Raw genomic sequence first — 22,278 nt, 5'->3', positions numbered from 1 at the left:
TGGTGTCTTGTTTTATAAAGTCCTTCCCCCCACCATCATCCCCGCGGCCGGGGGCCCCCCGCCGGGGGGCGCCCCGCTCTCCTGTGTCCGCAGGTCAGAGTCCCCCGCAGGTCAGGCCCAGCGGCCTCAACCCCGGCCGCTGCCCAGGGCCTTGCGGCCGGGAGAGCCCGGCAGCGCGGCCCGTGCGGGCTGGTCGGCCGCCGTGCGCTCCAGGCGCAGCGCGAGCGCGGGACAGCGGCGTACGGCGCGCTGGGCCGCCCCGCGCAGGGCCAGCGGCACCGCCGCTTCCGCGACGGCCGGGAAGCCGTCGGGGCCCAGCTGGATCAGCTCGGGCACCACGTCCGCGCACAGGCCGTGGCCCTGGCAGAGCGTCCAGTCGACCGCCAGCCGCTCCCCGCTGCGCACCCCCGGCTCCTCGTGCCCTGGCCCCGGCAGCGGCAGCAGGCCGGTGGTCGCGCGGCCGCAGCCGCCGCTCAGGACATGCGCGGCCAGATCGTCGGGGAACGCGGCGAGCGTGGAGGCGAGGAAGGCGGCCGAGCCGTCGGGGTGCTTGCACGCGCCGCGCCCCCGCACCGCTCGGGTGACCTCTCGCAGCGCCTCCAGGGCGGTCGGGCCGCCGCCGTTCAGGACGTCGGCGAGGCCGTTCGCCGCGGCGGGCAGACCCAGCCGGCAGGGGCCGCACTGGCCCGTGCTCTCGGCGGCCAGCCAGTTCGCCACCCGCAGCGCCTCGCCCAGCGGGCAGGTGTCGGCCCCGAGCGGCAGCACCGCACCGGCGCCCAGAGACCCGCCCAGCGCCTTCAGGGACGCGCGCGACACCACCGCGTCGTGCGCGGCCGTCGCGGCCAGCCAGCTGCCGTGATAGCCGCCGGTCAGCACGCCCTGGGGGAGCGGCGGGGCCCCGGCGAGCCGCAGTACGTAACGCAGCGGCACCCCGGTGGGGGCCTCGACGACCATGGGGCGGGACACGTCGCCGGACAGGGTGAGCAGGACGGTGCCGGGCTCGTCGAACAGGCCGGTGCCGCGGTAGCGGCCGGGCCCGATCCGGGCGGCGACCGCGAGCTGCGCGAAGGTCTCGGCGTTGGACAGCAGAGTGGGGGCGCCGCCCACGCCCGAGTCGGCCGCGCGCACCCGGCGGCCTGGCGGCAGCGCGGGCCCGCCGTCCGCGGAGCGGATCAGCGCCGAGGCCTCGCCGGTGACCATACGGGCGGGATTGCGCCGCACGCGCGCGCGGAGCGCGCGGCCGCGCCGGTCGGACAGGCCGCGCTCGGCCAGCGCCGCGGTCATCGACGCCTCGGTGGAGTCGCGGGTCACCCCGATCACCAGGGTGCGGGCGCCCAGGGCCTCGGCGGCGAGCAGCGCGCCGTCCAGGATGAGGTGCGGGCCGCGGTTGATCAGCACCGTGTCCTTGCGGCAGGCGGGCTCGTCCTCGCTGCCGTTGACGACGACCACGGGGCGTACGCCCTGCCTGACGGCCGCCTGGGCGACGGCCCGCAGTTTGGCGGCGAAGGGAAACCCGGCGCCGCCCCTGCCGCGCAGCGAGACCTCGTCACAGAGCGCGGCCAGACGTTCGCCGCCCATCGGGTCCAGCGGGCCGTGAACCTTCAGGTGCATGGCGAGGTCCAGGCGTTCCACCAGGTCGAACCCCGAGGTCAGCTGGGAGAGTCCGACGACCCGCACTTCGGGGACGTCGGGCAGCGGTCCGGTCACCGCGGGCCTCCCGTCGATGTGCTCCACGGCTCACCGGCGCTCGGCGGCTGGAAGGGGGAGCTGTGGGGCGTGCCGCCGTCGTCGGGGGCGGGCGGCGGGGCGGTGTCCTCGTACGCGGAACGGAAGGCCTCGGCGGGCGGTGGCGGCGACGGGGCGGGCCAGCGGTCGGCGGGCGCCGTCGACAGCGCGTGGTAGGCGGCCGTCATGCCGGGGCCGGTACCCGCGTCGGAACCGGAGCGGCTCAAGGGTCCGAACTGATCGTCGGACTGGGCGGGCTGGGCGGACTGGGCGGGCTGGGCGGGTTGGTCGTCGTACGAAGAGGGTCTCGCCTCGTACAGCGGGGGAGAAGGGGGCGCCGCCCACTGGCGCTGCCGCTGGCGTGGCAGCCGGGGGGCGGGCCCGGTGTCCGCTGCGGCGTCCATGCCCGGCAGCGGAGCGCCCCGTGGCGCGGGCTCCCGCTGGGCCGCGGCGGCGGCCGTCGGGTCGGGCGCGCCCGGCTCGGGCCGGGCCAGCAGGTCGAGCACCCGCTCGGCGACCCGCTGCTTGACGGGTCTGGGCGCGGCGCGCAGTGCGATCGCCCCGGCGACCGCGACCAGGCACAGGCCGTACAGGGTCATCACCCAGGGCTTGGCCTCGCGGCCCGCGTACAGGCCGTGCAGCAGCGCGGCGCACCAGGCCGGGTAGGCCAGCATGTGCAGCGCGCGCCAGCGTCCGGCGACCCTGGCCGGGGAGGCGAAGGCGCCGCGCAGGGCGCCGGTGACACCCGCGGCGATCATCAGCAGCCCGGCCAGGGAGCCGAGGCCGATCAGCCCGTCCGCGCCGCGTACGCCCATCCCGAAGGGGATGAGCGCGCCGAGCAGCGACACATGGCCCAGGGCGAGTTTGACCCCGGCGTGCAGCAGAAGGAAGCCGATCGCGGCGGCCCCGGTCGCGCGGTGCACGCCCTGGGCGAGCAGCCGCTGCCGTGGGGTGAGGAACAGCCGGTCGGCCGCGACCAGTCCCCAGGCGACGGACGCCGTGAGGGAGACCAGCGACAGGACGCCGGTGGTGAAGTCGAGCGCCGCGCGGAAGCCGTCACTTCCGGTCAGGGGGATGAGCAGCAGTGCCGGGGGGATGAGTGACAGCACGGCCGCGCTGGCGACTCCGGTGGCCCGCCCGTTTCCGGTGGCCCGCCCGTTCGGTGCGGGCCGGGAAGCGGCTGGGCGACGGGGGCGGAGGCGGTGGAGTGTGTGCGGACGTTTCATGGGGGGCGACTCCGAATGGTTCGGCAATGCGGTCCCGCTGTGCCGCATGCTAAGCCGCCGGATACCGGCCGGTATGGTGTTTGTGTTATTGCGTTGTTATCTAGTGGTCATCGGTGATCTTTGTTGCCCCATTAGAGGGCGGTACGCCGAGTAACCCCCCTCAGGGCTGTGCGGTCGGGTCGTGAGGCAACCGGTCGAGAGTGATCCCGAAGAGGTCGCGGTAGGCGGTCAACAGGTCCGCGTCCGCGGTGATCTCGGATGTGTGGCGCTCCGTGCCCACGGTGGTCTTCAGGGTGCGGCCGCTGAGGGTGACCCGGCCCCGCTCGGTGAGCAGCGAGCAGACCAGCGACCGGGTGAAGTGGGACGCGGGCGAGGTGCGGTGGTACCAGGCGCCCGCCGCGAACTCGCCCAGTCGGCGTGGGCGCGGGTCCAGGAGGTACTGCGGTCCGCCGTCCAGGCTGACGTCCAGGTCGCCCCAGGGGGCGTCGGTGAGGCGGAACGTTCCGCCGGGGTCGGACTGGCCTGGAGCAGGGACACCTCGAACCCCAGGGCGGTGAGCAGTGCGCCGAAGGCGCCGTTGAGTTCGTAGCAGAAGCCGCCCCGGCGGGCCTCGGCGATCTTGGCGACCAGGGCCTGCTCGTCGAGCGTGATGTCCTCCCCGAGGTGGATGGAGAGGTTCTCGAAGGGGACCGCCCGCAGATGCCGCAGATGCAGGTCGCGCAGGGCGCCGGCGGTGGCGCGCGCGGGGCGGGCGGCGCCGATCCGGTCCAGGTATCGGTCGACGGTGCTGGAGTCCATGGTGATCATTCTCGGGCGCGGTCCGCGCGGCGGCCACGGACTGAGGTCCCCCGCGGCCCACGACCGGGGACCTAGGTCCCCGGCCTGATCCGGGCCGGGGCGGTGCTCGGCTAGCGTCCCGCCCATGACGAACCCAGAACCGGCCCGTGGCCGTGAGCAGCGAATCCATGACGTCCGCGAGCGATTGGAGAAGGACGTCGACGTCTGGGTCGCGACGGCCTCGCGGGACGGCGCTCCGGTGCTCGTGCCCCTGTCGTTCGTCTGGGACGGCGGCGCGCTGCTGATGAGCACGAAGCGGGTCAACGTCACGGCCCGGAACGTCACCCCGGACGGTCCGGCGATGCTGTCGCTCGGACACACCCGAGACGTCGTCCTGATCGAGGGGACGGTGACGGCGGTCGAGGGGCCCGACCTGCCCGCGGCGTCCGCCGACGCCTTCGCGCGCAAGGCCGGGTTCGACCCGCGGGACCGCGAGACATGGGTCTATCTGCGGGCCGTGCCCCAGGTGATCAAGACCTGGCGGGAGGAGAACGAACTGGCCGGGCGGGTCGTCATGCGGGACGGGAACTGGCTCGACTGACCCCCTGGGCTCCGGCGGGGCGCTTCGCGCGCGTGGCGGGCGTGACCTCGCTGCGGGCCCTGTGAGCGCTGCGGTACCCTGACGCCATGCGTGCCGTACGCCTTCTGCTTAGCGAGCCGCGCTGATCAGTCCCGGCCACTGACCTTTCGTGGCCGGAGTCGGCGCGGCATCCCCTCCTGTGCGAGGGGATTTTTCGTTTCGGCTGACCGTGCAGCCGAAATCGGCGGGCAGAGACGATCGATGGAGCCTTAAGGATCATGAGCGAGACGAATTCCGCTGCTGAGACGGCAGCGCCGCACCGCTACACGGCCGCCATGGCCGCCGACATCGAGGCACGCTGGCAGGACTTCTGGGACGCCGACGGCACCTACGAGGCGCCGAACCCCTCCGGCGACCTGGCCGGTGACCCGGCGGTCGTCGCCCGGCCCAAGAAGTTCATCATGGACATGTTCCCGTACCCCTCGGGTGCGGGCCTGCACGTCGGCCACCCGCTGGGCTACATCGCCACCGACGTCACCGCCCGCTTCCAGCGAATGACCGGCCACAACGTCCTGCACACCCTGGGCTTCGACGCCTTCGGCCTGCCCGCCGAGCAGTACGCCGTACAGACCGGGACCCACCCGCGGGCCTCCACCGAGGCCAACATGGTCAACATGAAGGACCAGCTGCGCCGCCTGGGCCTGGGCCACGACAAGCGCCGCAGCTTCGCGACGATCGACCCGGACTACTACAAGTGGACCCAGTGGATCTTCCTGCAGATCTTCAACTCCTGGTACGACGACGAGGCGAAGACGGCCCGCCCGATCGACGAGCTGGTCGCCCAGTTCGCCAGCGGTGAGCGCCCGGTCCCCGACTCCACGCGCGCGTGGAACGAACTGGCCCCCCTGGAGCGCGCCGAGGTCCTGGCCCGTTACCGCCTGGCCTACGCCTCCGACGCCCCCGTCAACTGGTGTCCGGGCCTGGGCACCGTACTGGCGAACGAGGAAGTCACCGCGGACGGCCGCTCCGAGCGCGGCAACTTCCCAGTCTTCAAGGCCAACCTGCGCCAGTGGAACATGCGGATCACCGCCTACGCGGACCGGCTGCTGGACGACCTGGACGCGCTGGACTGGCCCGAGGCCATCAAGCTCCAGCAGCGCAACTGGATCGGCCGCTCCGAGGGCGCGCGCGTCGACTTCGCCGTCGACGGCCGCCCCGACGCGCGGATCACCGTCTTCACCACCCGCCCCGACACGCTGTTCGGCGCGACGTACATGGTGCTGGCGCCCGAGCACGGCCTGATCGACTCGATCCTGCCAGCCGAGTGGCCCGAGGGCGTCAGCCAGGCGTGGACCGGCGGCGCCGCCACCCCGGCCGACGCCATCGCCGCGTACCGCAAGCAGGCCCAGTCCAAGAGCGACGTCGAGCGGCAGACCGAGCACAAGGACAAGACCGGCGTCTTCAGCGGCGCCTACGCGCTGAACCCGGTCACCGGCGCGCGCGTCCCCGTCTTCGTCGCCGACTATGTGCTGATGGGCTACGGCACGGGCGCGATCATGGCGGTACCCGGACAGGACGAGCGCGACTGGGAGTTCGCCGAGGCGTTCGAGCTGCCGATCGTCCGCACCGTCCAGCCGCCCGAGGACTGGGAGGGCGGCGCGTTCACCGGACAGGGCCCGGCGGTCAACTCGTCCAACGACGAGATCTCGCTGGACGGCCTGGACGTCGACGAGGCCAAGGCGAAGATCACCGAGTGGCTGGTCGCCCGAGGCGTCGGCGAGGCCACCGTCAACTTCCGGCTGCGCGACTGGCTGTTCAGCCGCCAGCGCTACTGGGGCGAGCCCTTCCCGATCGTCTACGACGAGAACGACGTCGCGCACGCGCTGCCCGAGTCGATGCTGCCCCTGGAACTGCCCGAGGTGGACGACTACGCGCCGCGCACCTTCGACCCGGACGACGCCGACACCTCGCCCGAGACCCCGCTGTCCCGGAACGAGGACTGGGTCCACGTGGAGCTGGACCTGGGCCGGGGCGAGGGCGTCAAGCGCTACCGCCGTGAGACCAACACCATGCCCAACTGGGCGGGTTCATGCTGGTACGAGCTGCGCTACCTGGACCCGCACAACGACGCCCAGCTGGTCGACCCGGCCATCGAGCGGTACTGGATGGGCCCGCGCGAGGGCCAGCCGACCGGTGGCGTCGACCTGTACGTGGGCGGCGCCGAGCACGCCGTGCTGCACCTGCTGTACGCGCGCTTCTGGTCAAAGGTGCTGTTCGACCTGGGCCACGTCTCGTCCGCCGAGCCGTTCCACAAGCTGTACAATCAGGGCATGATCCAGGCGTACGTCTACCGGGACAGCCGCGGCTTCCCGGTCCCGGCCGCCGAGGTCGAGGAGCGCGACGGGAAGTACTTCTTCGCGGGCGAGCCGGTCAAGCGCGAGCTGGGCAAGATGGGCAAGTCCCTGAAGAACGCCGTCACACCGGACGAGATCTGCGCCGAGTACGGCGCGGACACGCTGCGGCTGTACGAGATGGCGATGGGCCCGCTGGACGTCTCGCGGCCGTGGGACACGCGCGCGGTGGTGGGCCAGTACCGGCTGCTCCAGCGGCTGTGGCGCAATGTCGTCGACGAGGCGACGGGCGAGGTCACGGTGGCGGACGCCGAGCCGGACGAGCCGACGCTGCGCGCCCTGCACAAGGCGGTCGACGGCGTACGCCAGGACCTGGAGGGCCTGCGCTTCAACACCGCCATCGCCAAGATCACCGAGCTGAACAACCACCTGACCAAGAGCGGCAACCCGGTGCCGCGCTCCGTCGCCGAGCGGCTGGTGCTGCTGATCGCGCCGCTGGCCCCGCATGTCGGCGAGGAGCTGTGGCACCGGCTGGGGCACACCGATTCGGTGGTGCACCAGGACTTCCCGGTGGCCGACCCGGCGTATGCCGTGGACGAGACCGTGACCTGTGTCGTGCAGGTCAAGGGCAAGGTCAAGGCCCGCCTGGAGGTCTCTCCCTCGATCGCTGACGCGGAGCTGGAGCAGCTGGCGCTGGCCGACGAGAAGGTGGTCGCCGCGCTGGACGGCGCGGGCGTCCGCAAGGTGATCGTCCGGGCGCCGAAGCTGGTGAACATCGTTCCCGCGTAGCCGGGCGGCTGGGTATACGGGCTTTCCCCTACGGGCAGGTTGGGGGTTCCAGGGAACCCTCGGCCTGCCCGTCAGCGTTTACGGTGGAAGTGACCGCGCAGATATCGGGGACGCCCAGATCCCTCCAAGGAGCCCGTCGTGGATGCAGTGCTCGTCGTACTGGCGATGCTCTTTGTACTGTTCGTGTCGCTGGGGGTCTTCGTCACCGTCAAGGTGGTGAAGGCGGCCAAGCGCGGCGTGGACCGCACCCTGAACCAGGCACGCCGCAGCGTCGAGGACTCGGCGCTCAGAGCGAAGACCTTCACCCAGGCGGGCCCCGTGGGCGAGCTCGCACAGCTGCGGCTTCGGCTGCGTACGTCGATGCGGGCCACCCAGGACTCGCTGGGCGCCGCGGCCGCCGAAGACCCCACGCTCCAGGAGTCGCTGAACCTCTTCGAGCGACTGAGCGAGCACGGCCACGAGCTGGACGACGAACTGCGGACGCTGGAACGGGACCCGGACCGGACCCGGCTCGGCGAGCGACTGCCCGAGCTCCGGGCCCGTACGAAGCGGATCACGGAGGCGGCCGACTCGCTGCGGTGGGCCGCGCGCGACCGGGCGCGCAAGCTCGCGGACGACGATCTGGACGCGCTGGGGCAGCAGATCGAGGTGGAGTCGGGGGCGCTGCGCCACTGGACCACCGAGCCGGGAGCCGCGTCGTCCTCCTCCGCGTCGTCTTCCTCCGCGTCGTCCTCCTCTGTTCCGGCACCGCCTCCTGCCTCGTCTCCCGCCGCGCCGTCCAAGGGGCGGCAGTGGCCTGAACCGAACGCGGCCGACGGCGCGGTCGGCGACGCTCAGACCTGGCCGGACCCGCCGCCCGCCAAGGAGGAGGCGGGGCCGCAGGCGATCGAGCCGGGCCGCCCGGTGACCCCCTACCCCTGGCAGAAGGACCGCCGCCCCGAGGGCACCGCCTGACCGTACGGGGCCGGACTGCCGTCCGGGCGTCTTGGCGGGTAATCTCCAGATCATGTCCCGCCATGTCGCGATCGTCACTGACTCAACGGCCTACCTGCCGCAGCGGGCGATGGAGCGGCACGGCATCACGGCGGTGCCGCTGACCGTGGTCGTGGACGGCCAGGCGATGGCGGAGGGCACCGAGATCTCGGCCCGCTCGCTCGCCCAGGCGCTGCAGAAGCGCCGCCCCGTCACGACCTCGCGACCCAGCCCCGAGGTTTTCGCCGAGACCTATCGCGCGGCCGCCGAAGCGGGAGCCGAGAGCGTCATCTCGCTGCACCTGTCGGCGGAGCTCTCCGGGACGTACGACGCGGCCGTATGGGCGGCGAAGGACGCCCCCGTGCCGGTACGCGTGGTGGACACCGGCATGATCGCGATGGCTCAGGGCTTCTGCGCGCTGGCCGCGGCGGAGACCGCGGAGGCGGGGGGCACCGTGGACGAGGCGGTCGCGGCGGCCGAGAAGCGGGCCGCGTCCACCTCCGCGTACTTCTATGTGGACACACTCGACTATCTGCGGCGGGGCGGGCGGATCGGCGCGGCGCGGGCGCTGCTGGGCTCCGCGCTGGCGGTGAAGCCGCTCCTCGCACTGGACGGCGGGCGGATCGAGCCGCTGGAGAAGGTGCGTACGGCGGCCAAGGCGATCGCCCGGCTGGAGGAGATCGCCGTCAAACGCGCCGGTGCGAGCACGGTCGACATCGCGGTGCACCACCTGGCGGCCCAGGAACGGGCGTCCGCGCTGGCGGACCGGCTCAGGGAGCGGGTGCCGGGGCTGGCGGAGCTGCATGTCAGCGAGGTGGGCGCGGTGATCGGGGCGCATACGGGGCCGGGGCTGCTGGGTGTGGTGGTCTCGCCGCGGTGACGCGTGTGGGTGGCTGAGTTCTCCACAACTGCCGAGTAATCCACGGGAATCCAGCAAGATCAACTCGCTTTCGCCGGGGCGTCTAGCGTCGCGGCATGGCTTCTCTGCGAACTTCTGACGCGACGAGCGGACCGGGCCGCCCTCCGGCATCGGACGGCCGCGCCCGGCACCGCCCCACCCGCGCGCGAACCGGCGTTCGGCGCAGGCAGGACAGGGCTGAGCGCCAGCGCGTACGCGCGCGGGCTCTCTTCGAGCGGGCCCCGGAGGCGACGGGCGGCCTCGCGCCGCCGGGGGGCCGTCCTGCCGTCCCGTCTGAGGCGGGTGCCGCTGGTGCTGCTGGTGCGTCCGTTTCCGACGGGGTTACGGAACCCGATGGGGTCGCGGAAGGGGAGAGCCACCGGCTGGGGGCGGGGGCGCGGGCGCGGCTGGCCGTGCGGGAGCGGTTACCGGTCTGGCTTCAGGTGCGGTGCGGGCTGGAGCGCAGGAGTCTGGTCGCGCTCGCCGTGCTGCTGACCGTGGCGGCCGCCTTCGCGGCGCACCATTTCTGGACCGGGCGACCGCAGCCGGTCAGCGCTCCCGATGTGGTGCGGGAGGCAGCCACGCCGCCCTTTCCCAGGGCCGCTGCCGTGGGCCCGTCCGAGTCCACCGGCCCGCCCGTCTCGGCGGGTGCGGCGGGTGCGGCGGCCTCTGGGGCGCGGATCGCCGTGGACATCAGCGGCAAGGTCCGCAAGCCCGGAGTGCACCGGCTGCCCCCTGGCTCACGGGTCGCGGACGCGCTGCGGGCGGCTGGCGGGGTCCGGCCCGGTACGGACACCACCGGCCTCAACCGCGCCCGCCACCTGGTGGACGGCGAGCAGGTGGTCGTGGGCCAACGGCCGGGCGCCGCCGCCCCGGTGCCGGGGGAGGCGGGGGCAGCGGGGGCGCCGGGGCCGGTCGCCGGGGTACCCGGCGCTCCCGCTGGCGGTGTCGTCAGCCTCAACTCCGCGGCCGAGGGACAGCTGCGGACACTCCCCGGAATCGGTCCGGTACTGGCCCGCAAGATCATCGCCTATCGCACCGAGCACGGCGGCTTCCGCTCCGTCGAGCAGCTCCGCGAGGTCAGTGGCATCGGTGACCGCCGCTTCGCGGACCTGCGGGACCTCGTACAGCCATGACCCGCCACCCGGTGCACGCCGCGTCCCGAAACCGTCTGGGCGCCGCGATCCCCCGCCAGGAGGCGCCCGCGGACCTCCGTCTCGTCCCGCCCGCGCTCGCCGCCTGGGCCGCGACCGCCCTGGCCCTGGGCGCTCCGGGACGCTGGACGGCCGTGGCGGCGACGGTGTGCGCGGCGGGCGCCCTCGCGCTGCTGGCCGTCCGCCGCCTCCGCTCCGCGGCCGCGCGCGGGCCGACGCGGGGGGTGTGGCGGGGGGTCGCCGGGGACGGGTGGGCGGCCGGTGCGGCGGTGCTGCTCTGCGCCGCCGCGGGGGCCGCGTCGGCCGGGCTGCACGCGGCCGATCTGCACCGCGGCCCCGTTCCCGAGCTGGCCGGGCAGCAGGCTCGGGCCACGGTCGAGCTGAGGGTCAGCGCCGTGCCCCGGCAGACACGGCCCCGTGTCTCGGGAGCGCGGACGATCCCGCCGGGTGTCGTGCTGCGGGCCGACGTCCTCCGCGTCAGCGGCGACGGCACCGCGGCCACCGTCACCCGCACACCGGTGCTGGTGACGGTGCGGAGCCGCGCCGCCGACCGCTGGCTCGCGCTGCTGCCTTCGACCCGGATCAGGACGCGGGCCACGCTCGCGCCCCCGCTGCCGGGCGGCGGCGACCCGATCGCCGCGGTGCTGCGCGTATACGGCGACGAGCCACCGCACGTCGTCGAACCGCCCACCGTGTTCCAGCGCGCCGCCGGGCGGCTGCGCGCCGGGCTCCGCGCGGCCACCGACGACCTGCCGCCGGACGCCCGCGCGCTGCTCCCCGGACTGGTCGTCGGGGACACCTCGCGGGTGCCGTCCGAGCTGCGCGAGGCGTTCCGCGCCACGGACATGACGCACCTGCTCGCCGTCAGCGGAGCCAACTTCGCGATTCTGCTGGCGCTGCTGATCGGGCCGCCCGGCATGGCCATGCGCGCCGAACGCGGAGGGCTCGCGCCGCGGCTCGGCATCCCGCTGCGGCTGACCGCCCTGCTCGGCGGCGCGCTGACGCTCGGCTTCGTCGTCGTGTGCGGACTCGACCCCAGCGTGCTGCGCGCGGCGGCCTGCGGGCTGATCGCGCTGCTCGCCATCGCCACCGGGCGGCGCAGGTCCCTGCTTCCCGCGCTGGCCGCCGCCGTGCTGCTGCTGGTGCTCTACGAACCGTGGCTGGCCCGCAGTTACGGCTTCGTCCTCTCCGTCCTGGCCACCGGGGCGCTGCTGCTCGTCGCCCCGCGCTGGAGCGCGGCGCTGCGCCGGCGCGGGGTGCCGCCCCGGATCGCCGAGGCGCTGGCCGCGGCGGCCGCGGCCCAGGCCGTGTGCGCGCCCGTCGTCGCCGTGTTCGCCGCGCATGTCAGCCTGGTCGCGGTGCCCTGCAATCTGCTCGCCGAGTTCGCGGTGGCACCCGCCACGGTGCTCGGCTTCGCCGCCCTGGCCGTGGCCCCCGTGTCGCCGCTCGCGGCCAAGGCGGTGGCCTGGTGCGCGAGTTGGCCCGCCGGGTGGATCGCCGACATCGCCAGGGCGGGAGCCGCGCTGCCCGGCGCCGACGCCGACTGGCCGGGCGGCTGGCGCGGCGGGCTGCTCCTCGCCGCGGCCACGGCCGCCGTCGTCCCGCTCGGGCGGCGGCTGCTCGGCCGCCCCGTGCTCGGCGTCGTCTGCTGCCTGCTGCTGGTGTTCGTGATCGTCCGTCCCGTGCCGTTGCCGTTGGACCGTGTGCTCACCGGCTGGCCGCCGTCTGGCTGGCGCGCGGTGGCGTGCGATGTGGGGCAGGGCGACGCGCTGGTGCTCGCCGCGGGGGACGGCTCCGCCGTGGTCGTCGACGCCGGGCCCGACCCGGCGCTCGCCGACCGCTGCCTGCGCGCTCTGGGCGTCACCCGGATCTCGCTGGTCGTGCTCACACACTTTCACGCGGATCATGTGGCGGGGCTGCCGGGAGTGCTGAAGGGCCGTGCGGTCGGCGCGATCCAGGGCACGGTCGTTCAGAAACCGGCGGGACAGGCCGATTTCGTGCGCGCGCTGGCGGCGGGCCGGGGGATCCCGCTGACCAGCGCCAAGGCGGGGGAGCGCCGTCGTGTCGGCGCGCTGCGCTGGCAGGTGCTGTGGCCTCCGGCGCCCCCGTGGCCCGTTCCCGAGGACGCCAACGACGCGAGCGTCGCCCTTCTGGTGCGTGTGCAGGGCTTGACTCTGCTGTTGCCGGGCGACCTTGAGCCTCCCGCGCAGCGGGAACTGCTGCGGGCCGCTCCTGGGCTGGGGCCGGTCGACGTGCTGAAGGTCGCCCATCACGGGTCCGCGTACCAGGACCCCGAACTGCTGCGCCGGGTCCGGCCCCGGCTGGCCCTGATCTCCTGCGGCGCGGACAACTCCTACGGTCACCCCGCCCCCAGCACCCTGACCGCGCTCCGGGCCCAGGGCGCGGCCGTGCTGCGCACCGACACGGACGGTGCGATCGCGGTCACCGGCGCGGGAGCGGGGCTGCGCGCGATAGCACGGGGCTGAGACGCGATAGCGCGGGGCTGCGCGCGGTAGCGCGGGGCTGCGCGCGGTAGCACGGGGCTGCGCGCGGTAGCACGGGGCTGAGAGAAAATGGCCGTGTGAGTGATGTGAGGCATGTGCTGGTGCTCCCTGACCGTGACGGAGCCGAGGAGGCGGCGCGGGTCGTCGGCGAGCGCTTCGGGGTCGCCGATGAACCTCAGCTCGTCCGGGACGCGCTGGCCGGTGAGGACGACGCCGAGGACGCGCAGTGGCTGGTGGTGATCGAGGACCCGCGGGGGCGGCTGGACCCGGCGGAGCTGGACGAGTTCGCGGCCGAGTGGGACGGCTGGCGCGAGGAGCCGTAGGCCTGCGTTGTCAGTGGGGCGTGGGATGCTTGGCCGTGATGGCCAGGAAACCCGGAAACGACGACCCGCTTGCTCCTGTCACGCTTGCCGTGGGCCAGGAGGACCTGCTGCTCGACCGTGCCCTGCGGGAGGTGGTGACGGCCGCGCGCGCGGCCGACGCCGACACGGACGTGCGTGAGCTCACCCCCGACCAGCTGCGGCCCGGCACGCTCGCCGAGCTGACCAGTCCCTCGCTGTTCGCCGAGCGCAAGGTCGTCGCGGTGCGCAACGCCCAGGACCTGCCCGCCGACACCGTCAAGGATGTGAAGGCGTATCTCGGCGCGCCCGCGGATGAGATCACCCTGGTTCTGCTGCACGCTGGCGGGGCCAAGGGCAAGGGGCTCCTGGACGCCGCGCGCAAGGCGGGCGCCCGTGAGGTCGCCTGCCCGAAGATGACCAAGCCCGCCGACCGGCTCGCGTTCGTGCGCGGTGAGTTCCGCACGCTGGGGCGGTCGGCTACCGCGGAGGCCTGCCAGACCCTGGTCGAGGCGATCGGCAGCGATCTGCGGGAGCTGGCGTCCGCGGTCAGCCAGCTCACGGCGGATGTCGAGGGCACGATCGACGAGGCCGTCGTCGGCCGGTACTACACGGGGCGTGCCGAGGCTTCCAGCTTCACCGTCGCGGACCGGGCGGTGGAGGGCAGGGCGGCCGATGCGCTGGAGGCTCTGCGCTGGTCGTTGGCTACGGGGGTCGCGCCCGTGCTGATCACCAGTGCGCTGGCGCAGGGGGTGCGGGCCATCGGCAAGCTGTCTTCGGCTCGGGGTGGGCGGCCCGCTGACCTGGCGCGTGAACTGGGGATGCCGCCGTGGAAGATCGATCGGGTGCGGCAGCAGATGCGGGGGTGGACCCCGGACGGTGTCGCGGTCGCGTTGCGGGCTGTCGCGGAGGCCGATGCGGGGGTCAAGGGCGGGGGGGACGATCCGGAGTACGCCTTGGAGAAGGCCGTGGTCGCCATTGCCCGTGCCGCGCGGAGCCGCGACGTCCGCCGCTGAGCGTTCTGTCTCGTGGTGGGGCGGGGGTGGGGGGGGGGGTACGTGCTCACGGCGACTGGTTGCCCGGAAGCTGCGAACCGCGTGCTGCCCAGGTCACAGTCCCCGCTCCGCTCGCACCCCCCACCCCACCCCCTCACGCCCGAGGGCGGCTTTCCGTTGTGGGCATACGTTCCGCAAAGGCGGAACGGGTGGGCACAACCCCACCGACCCCGGTGACCGATCTCGCCTGGGCCGCAGGGCGACACCCTCCCCGGAGGGGGTACGGGGTAACCCGTGAGACCTGGGCCCGAAGGGCCCTGGGCATGCCGAAGCCCCGGCGGGGGGTTCTGGGGAAGAACGCCCGCCGGGGCTTCCGGTCAAGCTGGTTGGCCCGTACCCGCGTGGCGAACGCAGATCGCGTACGGACCGGGGTGCCGGTCGGGAGCGGATGAGAGGGCCCGCTGAGTCCCCACCGGCGATCAGATCGAGAGCTCAGCCCTTGAGGGAGGCAACCTTGGTAGCCAGCGCCGACTTCTTGTTGGCAGCCTGGTTCTTGTGGATGACACCCTTCGAGACGGCCTTGTCGAGCTGGCGGTTGGCGTCGCGGAGGGCCACGGTGGCCTTCTCGACGTCACCGGCGGCGGCAGCCTCGCGAGCCTTGCGGACAGCGGTCTTGAGCGAGGACTTGACGGCCTTGTTACGCAGGCGCGCCTTCTCGTTCGTCTTGATCCGCTTCATCTGGGACTTGATGTTCGCCACGAAAAGAGCCTTTACAGGTTCGATGATCTTGATGAGTGCCACGTCGCTTGAGAGGGCCACGAGGCACAGCTGCCCAGGCTACCAGTAGCGTTCTTGGCGGCCCAAACCGAGCGCCGGGCGCCGCTCATGGGACGATAGGGGCTACGTAATGATCCGAGGCTGCAGAGAGCTGCAGACGTTCTCAAGAATCAGGACCCTGCGTGCCCGCGACTCCTACCCACGTGCCCGAGCCGAGTCGGACCGACCCGGCGTTGATCCGCAACTTCTGCATCATCGCGCACATCGACCACGGCAAGTCCACGCTCGCCGACCGGATGCTTCAGCTGACCGGGGTGGTCGAGCAGCGGCAGATGCGTGCTCAGTACCTCGACCGAATGGATATCGAGCGCGAGCGCGGCATCACGATCAAGTCCCAGGCGGTCCGGCTGCCCTGGGCGCCCACCGAGGGTGAGGGCCGGGACACGACCCACATCCTCAACATGATCGACACTCCGGGCCACGTGGACTTCACGTACGAGGTGTCCCGCTCCCTCGCCGCCTGCGAGGGGACGATCCTGCTGGTCGACGCCGCCCAGGGGATCGAGGCCCAGACCCTCGCCAACCTGTATCTGGCGATGGAGAACGACCTCACGATCATTCCGGTGCTCAACAAGATCGACCTGCCGGCCGCCCAGCCGGAGAAGTTCTCGGAGGAGCTCGCCAATCTGATCGGCTGCCAGCCGGAGGACGTGCTGAAGGTCTCCGCGAAGACCGGTGTGGGCGTGGACGCGCTGCTTGACCGGGTAGTGCGGGACGTTCCGGCTCCGGTCGGTGTGGCGGACGCTCCGGCTCGCGCGATGATCTTCGACTCGGTCTATGACTCGTATCGCGGTGTGGTCACTTATGTCCGTGTTGTCGACGGGCAGCTCAACAAGCGTGAGCGCATCAAGATGATGTCTACTGGTGCGACTCATGAGCTGCTGGAGATCGGGACCAACTCGCCGGAGATGCTCCCGGCCGACGGTCTCGCCGTCGGTGAGGTCGGCTATCTGATCACCGGGGTGAAGGACGTACGGCAGTCCAAGGTCGGTGACACGATCACCAGTCTTTCCAAGGGTGCGACCGAACCGCTGGGCGGGTACAAGGACCCCAAGCCCATGGTGTTCTCGGGGCTGTACCCGCTGGACGGCTCGGAGTATCCGGACCTGCGCGAGGCCCTGGACAAGCTCCAGCTGAACGACGCCGCGCTGGTCTACGAGCCGGAGACCTCCGCGGCCCTCGGCTTCGGCTTCCGGGTGGGTTTCCTCGGGTTGCTGCACCTGGATGTCATCCGGGAGCGGCTGGAGCGGGAGTTCGGGCTCGACCTGATCGCCACGGCCCCCAACGTGGTCTATCGCGTGATCATGGAGGACGGCACCGAGCACACGGTCACCAACCCGAGCGAGTTCCCCGAGGGCAAGATCGACCAGGTGTACGAGCCGGTCGTGCGGGCCACCATTCTCGCCCCCAGCGAGTTCATCGGCTCGATCATGGAGCTCTGCCAGGGGCGTCGCGGTGTGCTGCTCGGCATGGACTATCTGTCCGAGGACCGGGTCGAGATCCGCTACACCCTGCCGCTCGCGGAGATCGTCTTCGACTTCTTCGACCAGCTGAAGTCAAAGACCCGCGGGTACGCCTCGCTGGACTACGAGCCCACCGGCGAGCAGAGCGCGTCGCTCGTCAAGGTCGACATCCTGCTGCACGGCGACAAGGTCGACGCCTTCTCGGCCGTCACCCACAAGGACCAGGCGTACGCGTACGGGGTGCGGCTGGTCGCCAAGCTCAGGGAACTCATCCCGCGCCAGGCCTTCGAGGTCCCGGTGCAGGCGGCGATCGGTTCGCGGGTCATCGCCCGCGAGACCATCCGGGCCATCCGCAAGGACGTGCTCGCCAAGTGCTACGGCGGCGACATCTCCCGTAAGCGGAAGCTCCTGGAGAAGCAGAAGGAGGGCAAGAAGCGGATGAAGATGGTCGGTTCCGTGGAGGTTCCGCAGGAGGCCTTCATCGCGGTGCTCTCCAGTGACGAGGGTGCGTCCAAGAAGAAGTAGGGCGTGAGGAATGTGTGACGGGCCTGCCGCGCTGACGCGCGGTGGGCCCGTCGGCTGTTCGGGGTTTGTGGAAAGTGACAGGTCGCGGCCTCTTACGCGTCGGGCGAACGGGCTCTACCCTGATCACTGCTCAAGGTTACTCGCCAGTTAAACAAGTGGCCGCAGTCGACTGCACTGCCGCGGGCCCGGAGGATGTTGTGAGCGACAGTCAGACTTTGATCGAGAACCGACCGCCCAGCGTCGCCACCCTGTTCCAGGAGCGGGTCGCGGCCACGCCGGACGGGGAGGCCTACCGCTATCCGGTGCCCCCGGCCTCGGGCGAGGGCCCGGACGACTGGAAGTCGCTGAGCTGGGCGCAGGCGGCCGAGCGGGTCTACGCCATCGCCGCCGGACTGATCGACCTCGGCGTCAGCCCCGAGGAGCGCGTCGCCCTCGCGTCCAACACCCGTGTGGAGTGGATTCTCGCCGACCTCGGCGTCCTGTGCGCGGGTGCGGCCACTACCACGGTTTATCCCTCGACCAACACCGAGGACTCCGCGTACATCCTCGCCGACTCCGGCAGCAGGGTGCTGATCGCCGAGGACGCCGAGCAGCTGGCCAAGGTGCGGGAGCGCCGCGCCGAGCTGCCCGAGATCCAGCACGTCGTGGTGATCGACGAGGCGGACGCCCAGGCGGCCGAGGGCGACCCGGAGGGCTGGGTGCTCTCGCTCGCCGAGCTGGAGACCCGCGGAGCGGCGTACCTCGAGAAGCACCCCGACGCCGTCAGCGAGCGGATCGCGGCGATCGCCAAGGACCAGCTCGCCACGCTGATCTACACCTCCGGCACCACCGGCAGGCCCAAGGGCGTCCGGCTGCCGCACGACAACTGGTCGTACATGGCCAAGGCGATCGCCGCGACCGGGCTGCTCGGGCCCGACGACGTGCAGTACCTCTGGCTGCCGCTCGCGCACGTCTTCGGCAAGGTCCTCACCTCGGGCCAGATCGAGATCGGCCACGTCACCGCCGTGGACGGCCGCATCGACAAGATCATCGAGAATCTGCCGGTGGTCCAGCCGACCTATATGGCGGCCGTGCCCCGCATCTTCGAGAAGGTGTACAACGGCGTCGCGGCCAAGGCGCGGGCCGGTGGCGGCGCCAAGTACAAGATCTTCAAGTGGGCCGCGGGCGTCGCCCGCGAGTACGCCCAGGTCTCGCAGGACAACTTCCGCCGCACCGGCTCGGCCTCGGTGCCGTTCGGGCTCTCCGCCAAGCACAAGGTCGCCGACACCCTCGTCTACGGCAAGCTGCGCGAGGCGTTCGGCGGGCGGCTGCGGGCCGCGGTCTCCGGCTCCGCCGCGCTCGCCCCGGACATCGGCTACTTCTTCTCCGGCGCCGGGATCCACATCCTGGAGGGGTACGGACTCACCGAGTCCAGCGCCGCCTCCTTCGTCAATCCGGGCGAGGCCTACCGCACCGGCACCGTCGGCAAGCCGCTGCCCGGCTGTGAGGTGCGGATCGCGGACGACGGCGAGATCCTGCTGCGCGGCCCCGGCATCATGCAGGGCTACCACGGGCTGCCCGAGAAGACCGCGGAGGTCCTGGAGCCGGACGGCTGGTTCCACACCGGCGACATCGGCGAGCTCTCCGCGGACGGCTATCTGCGCATCACCGACCGCAAGAAGGACCTCATCAAGACGTCCGGCGGCAAGTACGTCGCCCCCGCCGAGGTCGAGGGACAGTTCAAGGCCGTCTGCCCGTACGTCTCCAACATCCTGGTGCACGGCGCGGACCGGAACTTCTGCACCGCGCTGATCGCCCTCGACGAGCCGTCGGTCATGGGCTGGGCCGAGGAGCAGGGGCTCAGCGCCAAGACGTACGCCGACGTGGTGGCGGCGCCGGAGACGGTCGCCCTCATCGACGGCTATGTGCGGCAGCTCAACGAGGGGCTCCAGCGCTGGCAGACGATCAAGAAGTTCCGGCTGCTCCCGCGTGACCTCGACGTGGAGCACGGCGAGCTCACGCCCAGCCTTAAGCTGAAGCGTCCGGTCGTCGAGCGTGAGTACCGTGCGTTGATCGATGAGATGTACGCGGGTACGCGTGAGGACTGACTGACTGGCTGGCTGACGGTCTGGTCGGATCTCGGTGGGAGCGGTCCTGCGCGGGCCGCTCCCGCCGTGCCGGACAATGGGGGCATGCCCTCCGTACTGCCTGACGGCGAACCCGTGCCCGACGACGGGTCGCTGCCCGCATCCGCGCTGACCGGCGCCGCCGAGCGGCCCCTCGGGTTCTATCTGCACGTCCCGTACTGCGCGACCCGCTGCGGCTACTGCGACTTCAACACGTACACCGCCAGCGAGCTGCGCGGCACCGGCGGCGCGCTCGCCTCGCGCGACAACTACGCCTCGATCCTCGTCGAGGAGATCCGGCTCGCCCGCAAGGTGCTCGGCGACGACCCTCGCCCGGTGCGGACCGTCTTCGTCGGCGGCGGCACGCCGACGCTGCTCGCCGCGTCCGACCTGGTCGCGGCGCTCGGCGCGATCCGCGACGAGTTCGGACTCGCGGACGGCGCCGAGGTGACGACGGAGGCCAACCCCGAGTCCGTCGACCCCGCCTACCTCGCCGAGCTGCGCGCCGGAGGCTTCAACCGGATCTCCTTCGGGATGCAGAGCGCCCGGCAGCACGTGCTGAAGGTCCTGGACCGTACGCACACGCCGGGACGGCCCGAGGCCTGCGTCGCCGAGGCGCGCGCGGCCGGGTTCTCGCATGTCAACCTCGACCTGATCTACGGCACGCCGGGCGAGTCCGACGACGACTGGCGGGCGTCCCTGGACGCGGCCGTCGACGCCGGGCCCGACCATGTGTCGGCGTACGCCCTGATCGTCGAGGAGGGCACCCAGCTGGCCCGCCGCATCCGTCGCGGCGAGGTGCCGATGACGGACGACGACGTCCACGCGGACCGCTATCTGATCGCCGAGGAGACGCTGTCGCGGGCGGGCTTCTCCTGGTACGAGGTGTCCAACTGGGCCACCTCGGACGCCGGGCGCTGCCTGCACAACGAGCTGTACTGGCGCGGGGCCGACTGGTGGGGCGCGGGGCCCGGCGCGCACAGCCACGTGGGCGGGGTGCGGTGGTGGAACGTCAAGCATCCGGGCGCGTACGCGCAGGCGCTGGCCGAGGGGCGCTCGCCCGGAGCCGGACGCGAGGTGCTGCCGGACGAGGACCGGCGGGTCGAGCGGATCCTGCTGGAGCTGCGGCTCCGCGAGGGATGTCCGTTGACGTTGCTGCGAGCGGAGGGGCTGGCGGCGTCCCGGCGGGCGCTGGCGGACGGGCTGCTGGAGGCTTCCGCGTACGACGCCGGGCGCGCCGTCCTCACGCTGCGGGGGCGGCTGCTCGCGGACGCGGTGGTGCGGGACCTGGTCGACTGAGCGCCGCCGCCGCTCAGGGCGTCGGCGCTGTGACGAAGTCGATCAGTTCCTCGACGCGGCCCAGGAGCTGGGGTTCCAGGTCCTTGTAGGAGTGGACGGAGGAGAGGATCCGCTGCCACGCGGCCCCCGTGTTCGGCGGCCAGCCCAGCGCCGCGCACACCCCCGCCTTCCAGTCCTGCCCACGCGGCACCCGAGGCCATGCGTCGATACCCACCGACGAGGGCTTCACGGCCTCCCACACGTCGATGTACGGATGGCCGACGATCAGCGCGTGCTCGTGCGAGACGGCGGCCGCGATCCGGGACTCCTTGGAGCCGGGGACCAGGTGGTCGACCAGGACGCCGAGCCGCGCGTCGGGGCCGGGGGCGAACTCCGCGACGATCGCGGGCAGGTCGTCGACCCCCGACAGGTATTCGACGACGACGCCCTCGATCCGCAGGTCATCGCCCCACACCCGCTCCACCAGCTCCGCGTCATGGCGGCCCTCCACATAGATCCGCCCCGCGCGGGCGACTCGGGCCCGCGCGCCGGGCACGGCGACCGAGCCGGACGCCGTGCGGGCGGGGCGCGCCGGCGCGGCGGGGGAGGGACGGACCAGGGTGACCGCCTGGCCGTCCAGCAGGAAGCCGCGCGGTTCGAGCGGGAAGACCCGGTGCTTGCCGAAGCGGTCCTCCAGGGTGACCGTGCCCGCCTCACAGCGGACCACTGCGCCGCAGAAACCGGTGGCCGCCTCCTCGACCACCAGGTCGCGGTCGGCCGGGATCTCCGGGACGGCCTGCCGCTTCTTCCAGGGCGGGGTCAGATCGGGATGGTAGCTGCGCATTCGGACGACGATAGGAAGATCTCGGGGCCGCCGCTCACGACACGCCGAAGCGGGCCGCCAGCTCCTCGCGCTGCGCGCGGACAAAAGCCGCATCCACCACGGATCCATGGCCGGGTACATACAGCGCGTCCTCGCCGCCCAGCTCCAGGAGCCGGTCCAGGGCGTGCGGCCACCGCGTGGGCATCGCGTCGCGCCCCGCCTGCGGCGGACCCGACTCCTCCACCAGGTCGCCGCAGAAGACGATCTCCGGAGCGTCCGTGCCCTGGACCAGCACGGCCAGGTCGTGCCCGGTGTGTCCGGGGCCGACGTTCGCCAGCAGCACCCGCACCCCGCCCAGGTCCAGGGTCCACTCGGCGCACACCAGATGGTGCGGGCGCACCAGGAGGTCCACCGCCTCGGCCACACCGGGCCGGTCCGCGCCATGCCGTACCGCCTCCGCGAGAAGGTCGTCCCGGCCCTGGTCGAAGACCGCGTCGAGACCGACCGCCCCGTACACCTCGACGCCCGCGAAGGCCGCCGCGCCCAGCACATGGTCGAAGTGCGGGTGGGTCAGGGCGAGGTGGGTGACCCGGCGGTCGTCGCCCAGCAGCCGCTGGGTCTGCGCGCGCACCTCGGCGCCCTCGCGCAGCGTGGACCCCGCGTCAACCGCCAGAGCGGCCCTGTCACCCGCGACCAGGCCGACGGTGCAGTCCCAGATCGGCAGCCGCCGCCTGGCCACCGATGCGGACAGTCGCTCCCAGCCCGGCTCTTCCTGAGTCAACCCCATGGGGAGACGCTAACCCCAGGCAGCCGGGGCGGCACGGCACCAGACCCGACCGCCCTTGCCTGGCCGGTACCCGTCGGCCGTACACTGGCTGCGGGAATGTTGGCACTCGCCCGTGGTGAGTGCCAAGCGAAAGCCGTGACAGCGACCGGGG

16 protein-coding genes and 1 pseudogene are annotated in these 22,278 nt (G+C 72.6%); 11 read left to right on the top strand and 6 right to left on the bottom strand.

Annotation, left to right across the window (positions count from 1 at the left end; translation table 11 throughout):
• Positions 1–126 precede the first annotated feature (126 nt).
• The 3 genes and pseudogenes from ACX6XY_RS06820 to ACX6XY_RS06810 form a co-directional block, all read right to left on the bottom strand.
• The gene (locus ACX6XY_RS06820) at positions 127–1,707 is read right to left on the bottom strand and encodes an NADH-ubiquinone oxidoreductase-F iron-sulfur binding region domain-containing protein (RefSeq protein WP_460327482.1); all 1,581 of its coding nucleotides are present in this window, start codon (positions 1,705–1,707) and stop codon (positions 127–129) included.
• A complete protein-coding gene (locus ACX6XY_RS06815) occupies positions 1,704–2,834 on the bottom strand; it encodes a hypothetical protein (RefSeq protein WP_460327480.1) in 1,131 nt (376 codons plus the stop codon). The genes ACX6XY_RS06820 and ACX6XY_RS06815 overlap by 4 nt, the downstream gene beginning before the upstream one ends.
• A 277-nt stretch (positions 2,835–3,111) precedes the next feature.
• Positions 3,112–3,726: pseudogene (locus ACX6XY_RS06810) on the bottom strand (arylamine N-acetyltransferase family protein); the annotation flags it as partial.
• Positions 3,727–3,873: 147 nt separating this feature from the next.
• On the opposite strand from ACX6XY_RS06810, the gene ACX6XY_RS06805 reads away from it, so the two are divergent.
• The 8 genes from ACX6XY_RS06805 (at position 3,874) to holA (ending at position 14,330) form a co-directional block, all read left to right on the top strand.
• On the top strand, positions 3,874–4,329 hold the full coding sequence (locus ACX6XY_RS06805; protein ID WP_460327478.1) for a pyridoxamine 5'-phosphate oxidase family protein: 456 nt from the start codon (positions 3,874–3,876) through the stop codon (positions 4,327–4,329).
• Between the two features lie 257 nt (positions 4,330–4,586).
• Positions 4,587–7,448 (top strand): leucine--tRNA ligase, encoded by a 2,862-nt coding sequence (gene leuS, locus ACX6XY_RS06800; RefSeq protein ID WP_460327476.1) that lies wholly within the window; start codon positions 4,587–4,589, stop codon positions 7,446–7,448.
• 138 nt (positions 7,449–7,586) lie between these two features.
• The gene (locus ACX6XY_RS06795; RefSeq protein ID WP_460327474.1) at positions 7,587–8,402 is read left to right on the top strand and encodes a hypothetical protein; all 816 of its coding nucleotides are present in this window, start codon (positions 7,587–7,589) and stop codon (positions 8,400–8,402) included.
• A gap of 52 nt (positions 8,403–8,454) precedes the next feature.
• Positions 8,455–9,300, top strand: coding sequence for a DegV family protein (locus tag ACX6XY_RS06790; RefSeq protein ID WP_460327472.1), 846 nt, complete (start codon positions 8,455–8,457; stop codon positions 9,298–9,300).
• A 431-nt stretch (positions 9,301–9,731) separates the two neighbouring features.
• Positions 9,732–10,454 carry a helix-hairpin-helix domain-containing protein gene (locus ACX6XY_RS06785; RefSeq protein ID WP_460327470.1) on the top strand — a complete coding sequence of 241 codons (723 nt, stop codon included), beginning with the start codon at positions 9,732–9,734 and terminating at the stop codon, positions 10,452–10,454.
• Positions 10,451–12,958: a ComEC/Rec2 family competence protein gene (locus tag ACX6XY_RS06780; RefSeq protein ID WP_460327468.1), complete on the top strand. Its 2,508-nt coding sequence runs from the start codon at positions 10,451–10,453 to the stop codon at positions 12,956–12,958. Before ACX6XY_RS06785 ends, ACX6XY_RS06780 begins: the two co-directional genes overlap by 4 nt.
• A gap of 95 nt (positions 12,959–13,053) precedes the next feature.
• A complete protein-coding gene (locus ACX6XY_RS06775; RefSeq protein WP_460327466.1) occupies positions 13,054–13,299 on the top strand; it encodes a hypothetical protein in 246 nt (81 codons plus the stop codon).
• Between the two features lie 38 nt (positions 13,300–13,337).
• Positions 13,338–14,330 carry a DNA polymerase III subunit delta gene (gene holA / locus ACX6XY_RS06770; RefSeq protein ID WP_460327464.1) on the top strand — a complete coding sequence of 331 codons (993 nt, stop codon included), beginning with the start codon at positions 13,338–13,340 and terminating at the stop codon, positions 14,328–14,330.
• Between the two features lie 471 nt (positions 14,331–14,801).
• Here holA and rpsT read toward each other — a convergent pair whose 3' ends face one another.
• Entirely contained in the window at positions 14,802–15,068 is a 267-nt protein-coding gene (gene rpsT / locus ACX6XY_RS06765; protein WP_460327462.1) for a 30S ribosomal protein S20, read from the bottom strand.
• Positions 15,069–15,268: 200 nt separating this feature from the next.
• Here rpsT and lepA point away from each other — a divergent pair, with 200 nt between their 5' ends.
• The 3 genes from lepA (at position 15,269) to hemW (ending at position 20,538) form a co-directional block, all read left to right on the top strand.
• Positions 15,269–17,134: a translation elongation factor 4 gene (gene lepA / locus ACX6XY_RS06760; protein ID WP_460327459.1), complete on the top strand. Its 1,866-nt coding sequence runs from the start codon at positions 15,269–15,271 to the stop codon at positions 17,132–17,134.
• A gap of 197 nt (positions 17,135–17,331) precedes the next feature.
• Positions 17,332–19,221, top strand: coding sequence for an AMP-dependent synthetase/ligase (locus ACX6XY_RS06755; protein WP_460327457.1), 1,890 nt, complete (start codon positions 17,332–17,334; stop codon positions 19,219–19,221).
• Between the two features lie 84 nt (positions 19,222–19,305).
• On the top strand, positions 19,306–20,538 hold the full coding sequence (gene hemW / locus ACX6XY_RS06750) for a radical SAM family heme chaperone HemW (RefSeq protein ID WP_460327455.1): 1,233 nt from the start codon (positions 19,306–19,308) through the stop codon (positions 20,536–20,538).
• Positions 20,539–20,551: 13 nt separating this feature from the next.
• Here the strand turns inward: hemW and ACX6XY_RS06745 are convergent, their stop codons facing one another.
• Both ACX6XY_RS06745 and ACX6XY_RS06740 read right to left on the bottom strand, forming a co-directional pair.
• On the bottom strand, positions 20,552–21,361 hold the full coding sequence (locus ACX6XY_RS06745) for a DUF3097 domain-containing protein (protein WP_460327453.1): 810 nt from the start codon (positions 21,359–21,361) through the stop codon (positions 20,552–20,554).
• Between the two features lie 34 nt (positions 21,362–21,395).
• Positions 21,396–22,127 (bottom strand): MBL fold metallo-hydrolase, encoded by a 732-nt coding sequence (locus ACX6XY_RS06740; protein WP_460327451.1) that lies wholly within the window; start codon positions 22,125–22,127, stop codon positions 21,396–21,398.
• Positions 22,128–22,278: the final 151 nt, after the last annotated feature.

It is taken from the genome of Streptomyces sp. O3 (assembly GCF_054788135.1).
Note: the sequence above shows the minus strand (reverse complement) of the source record. Positions and strands in the feature narration are given on the sequence as shown.

What these genes read in the sequence shown, in the direction of transcription:
- ACX6XY_RS06790 (WP_460327472.1), top strand. Translation starts at nt 8,455, where the DNA reads ATGTCCCGCCATGTCGCGATCGTCACTGACTCAACGGCCTACCTGCCG.
- ACX6XY_RS06745 (WP_460327453.1), bottom strand. Translation starts at nt 21,361, where the DNA reads ATGCGCAGCTACCATCCCGATCTGACCCCGCCCTGGAAGAAGCGGCAG.
- ACX6XY_RS06805 (WP_460327478.1), top strand. Translation starts at nt 3,874, where the DNA reads ATGACGAACCCAGAACCGGCCCGTGGCCGTGAGCAGCGAATCCATGAC.
- leuS (WP_460327476.1), top strand. Translation starts at nt 4,587, where the DNA reads ATGAGCGAGACGAATTCCGCTGCTGAGACGGCAGCGCCGCACCGCTAC.
- holA (WP_460327464.1), top strand. Translation starts at nt 13,338, where the DNA reads ATGGCCAGGAAACCCGGAAACGACGACCCGCTTGCTCCTGTCACGCTT.
- ACX6XY_RS06740 (WP_460327451.1), bottom strand. Translation starts at nt 22,127, where the DNA reads ATGGGGTTGACTCAGGAAGAGCCGGGCTGGGAGCGACTGTCCGCATCG.
- ACX6XY_RS06780 (WP_460327468.1), top strand. Translation starts at nt 10,451, where the DNA reads ATGACCCGCCACCCGGTGCACGCCGCGTCCCGAAACCGTCTGGGCGCC.
- hemW (WP_460327455.1), top strand. Translation starts at nt 19,306, where the DNA reads ATGCCCTCCGTACTGCCTGACGGCGAACCCGTGCCCGACGACGGGTCG.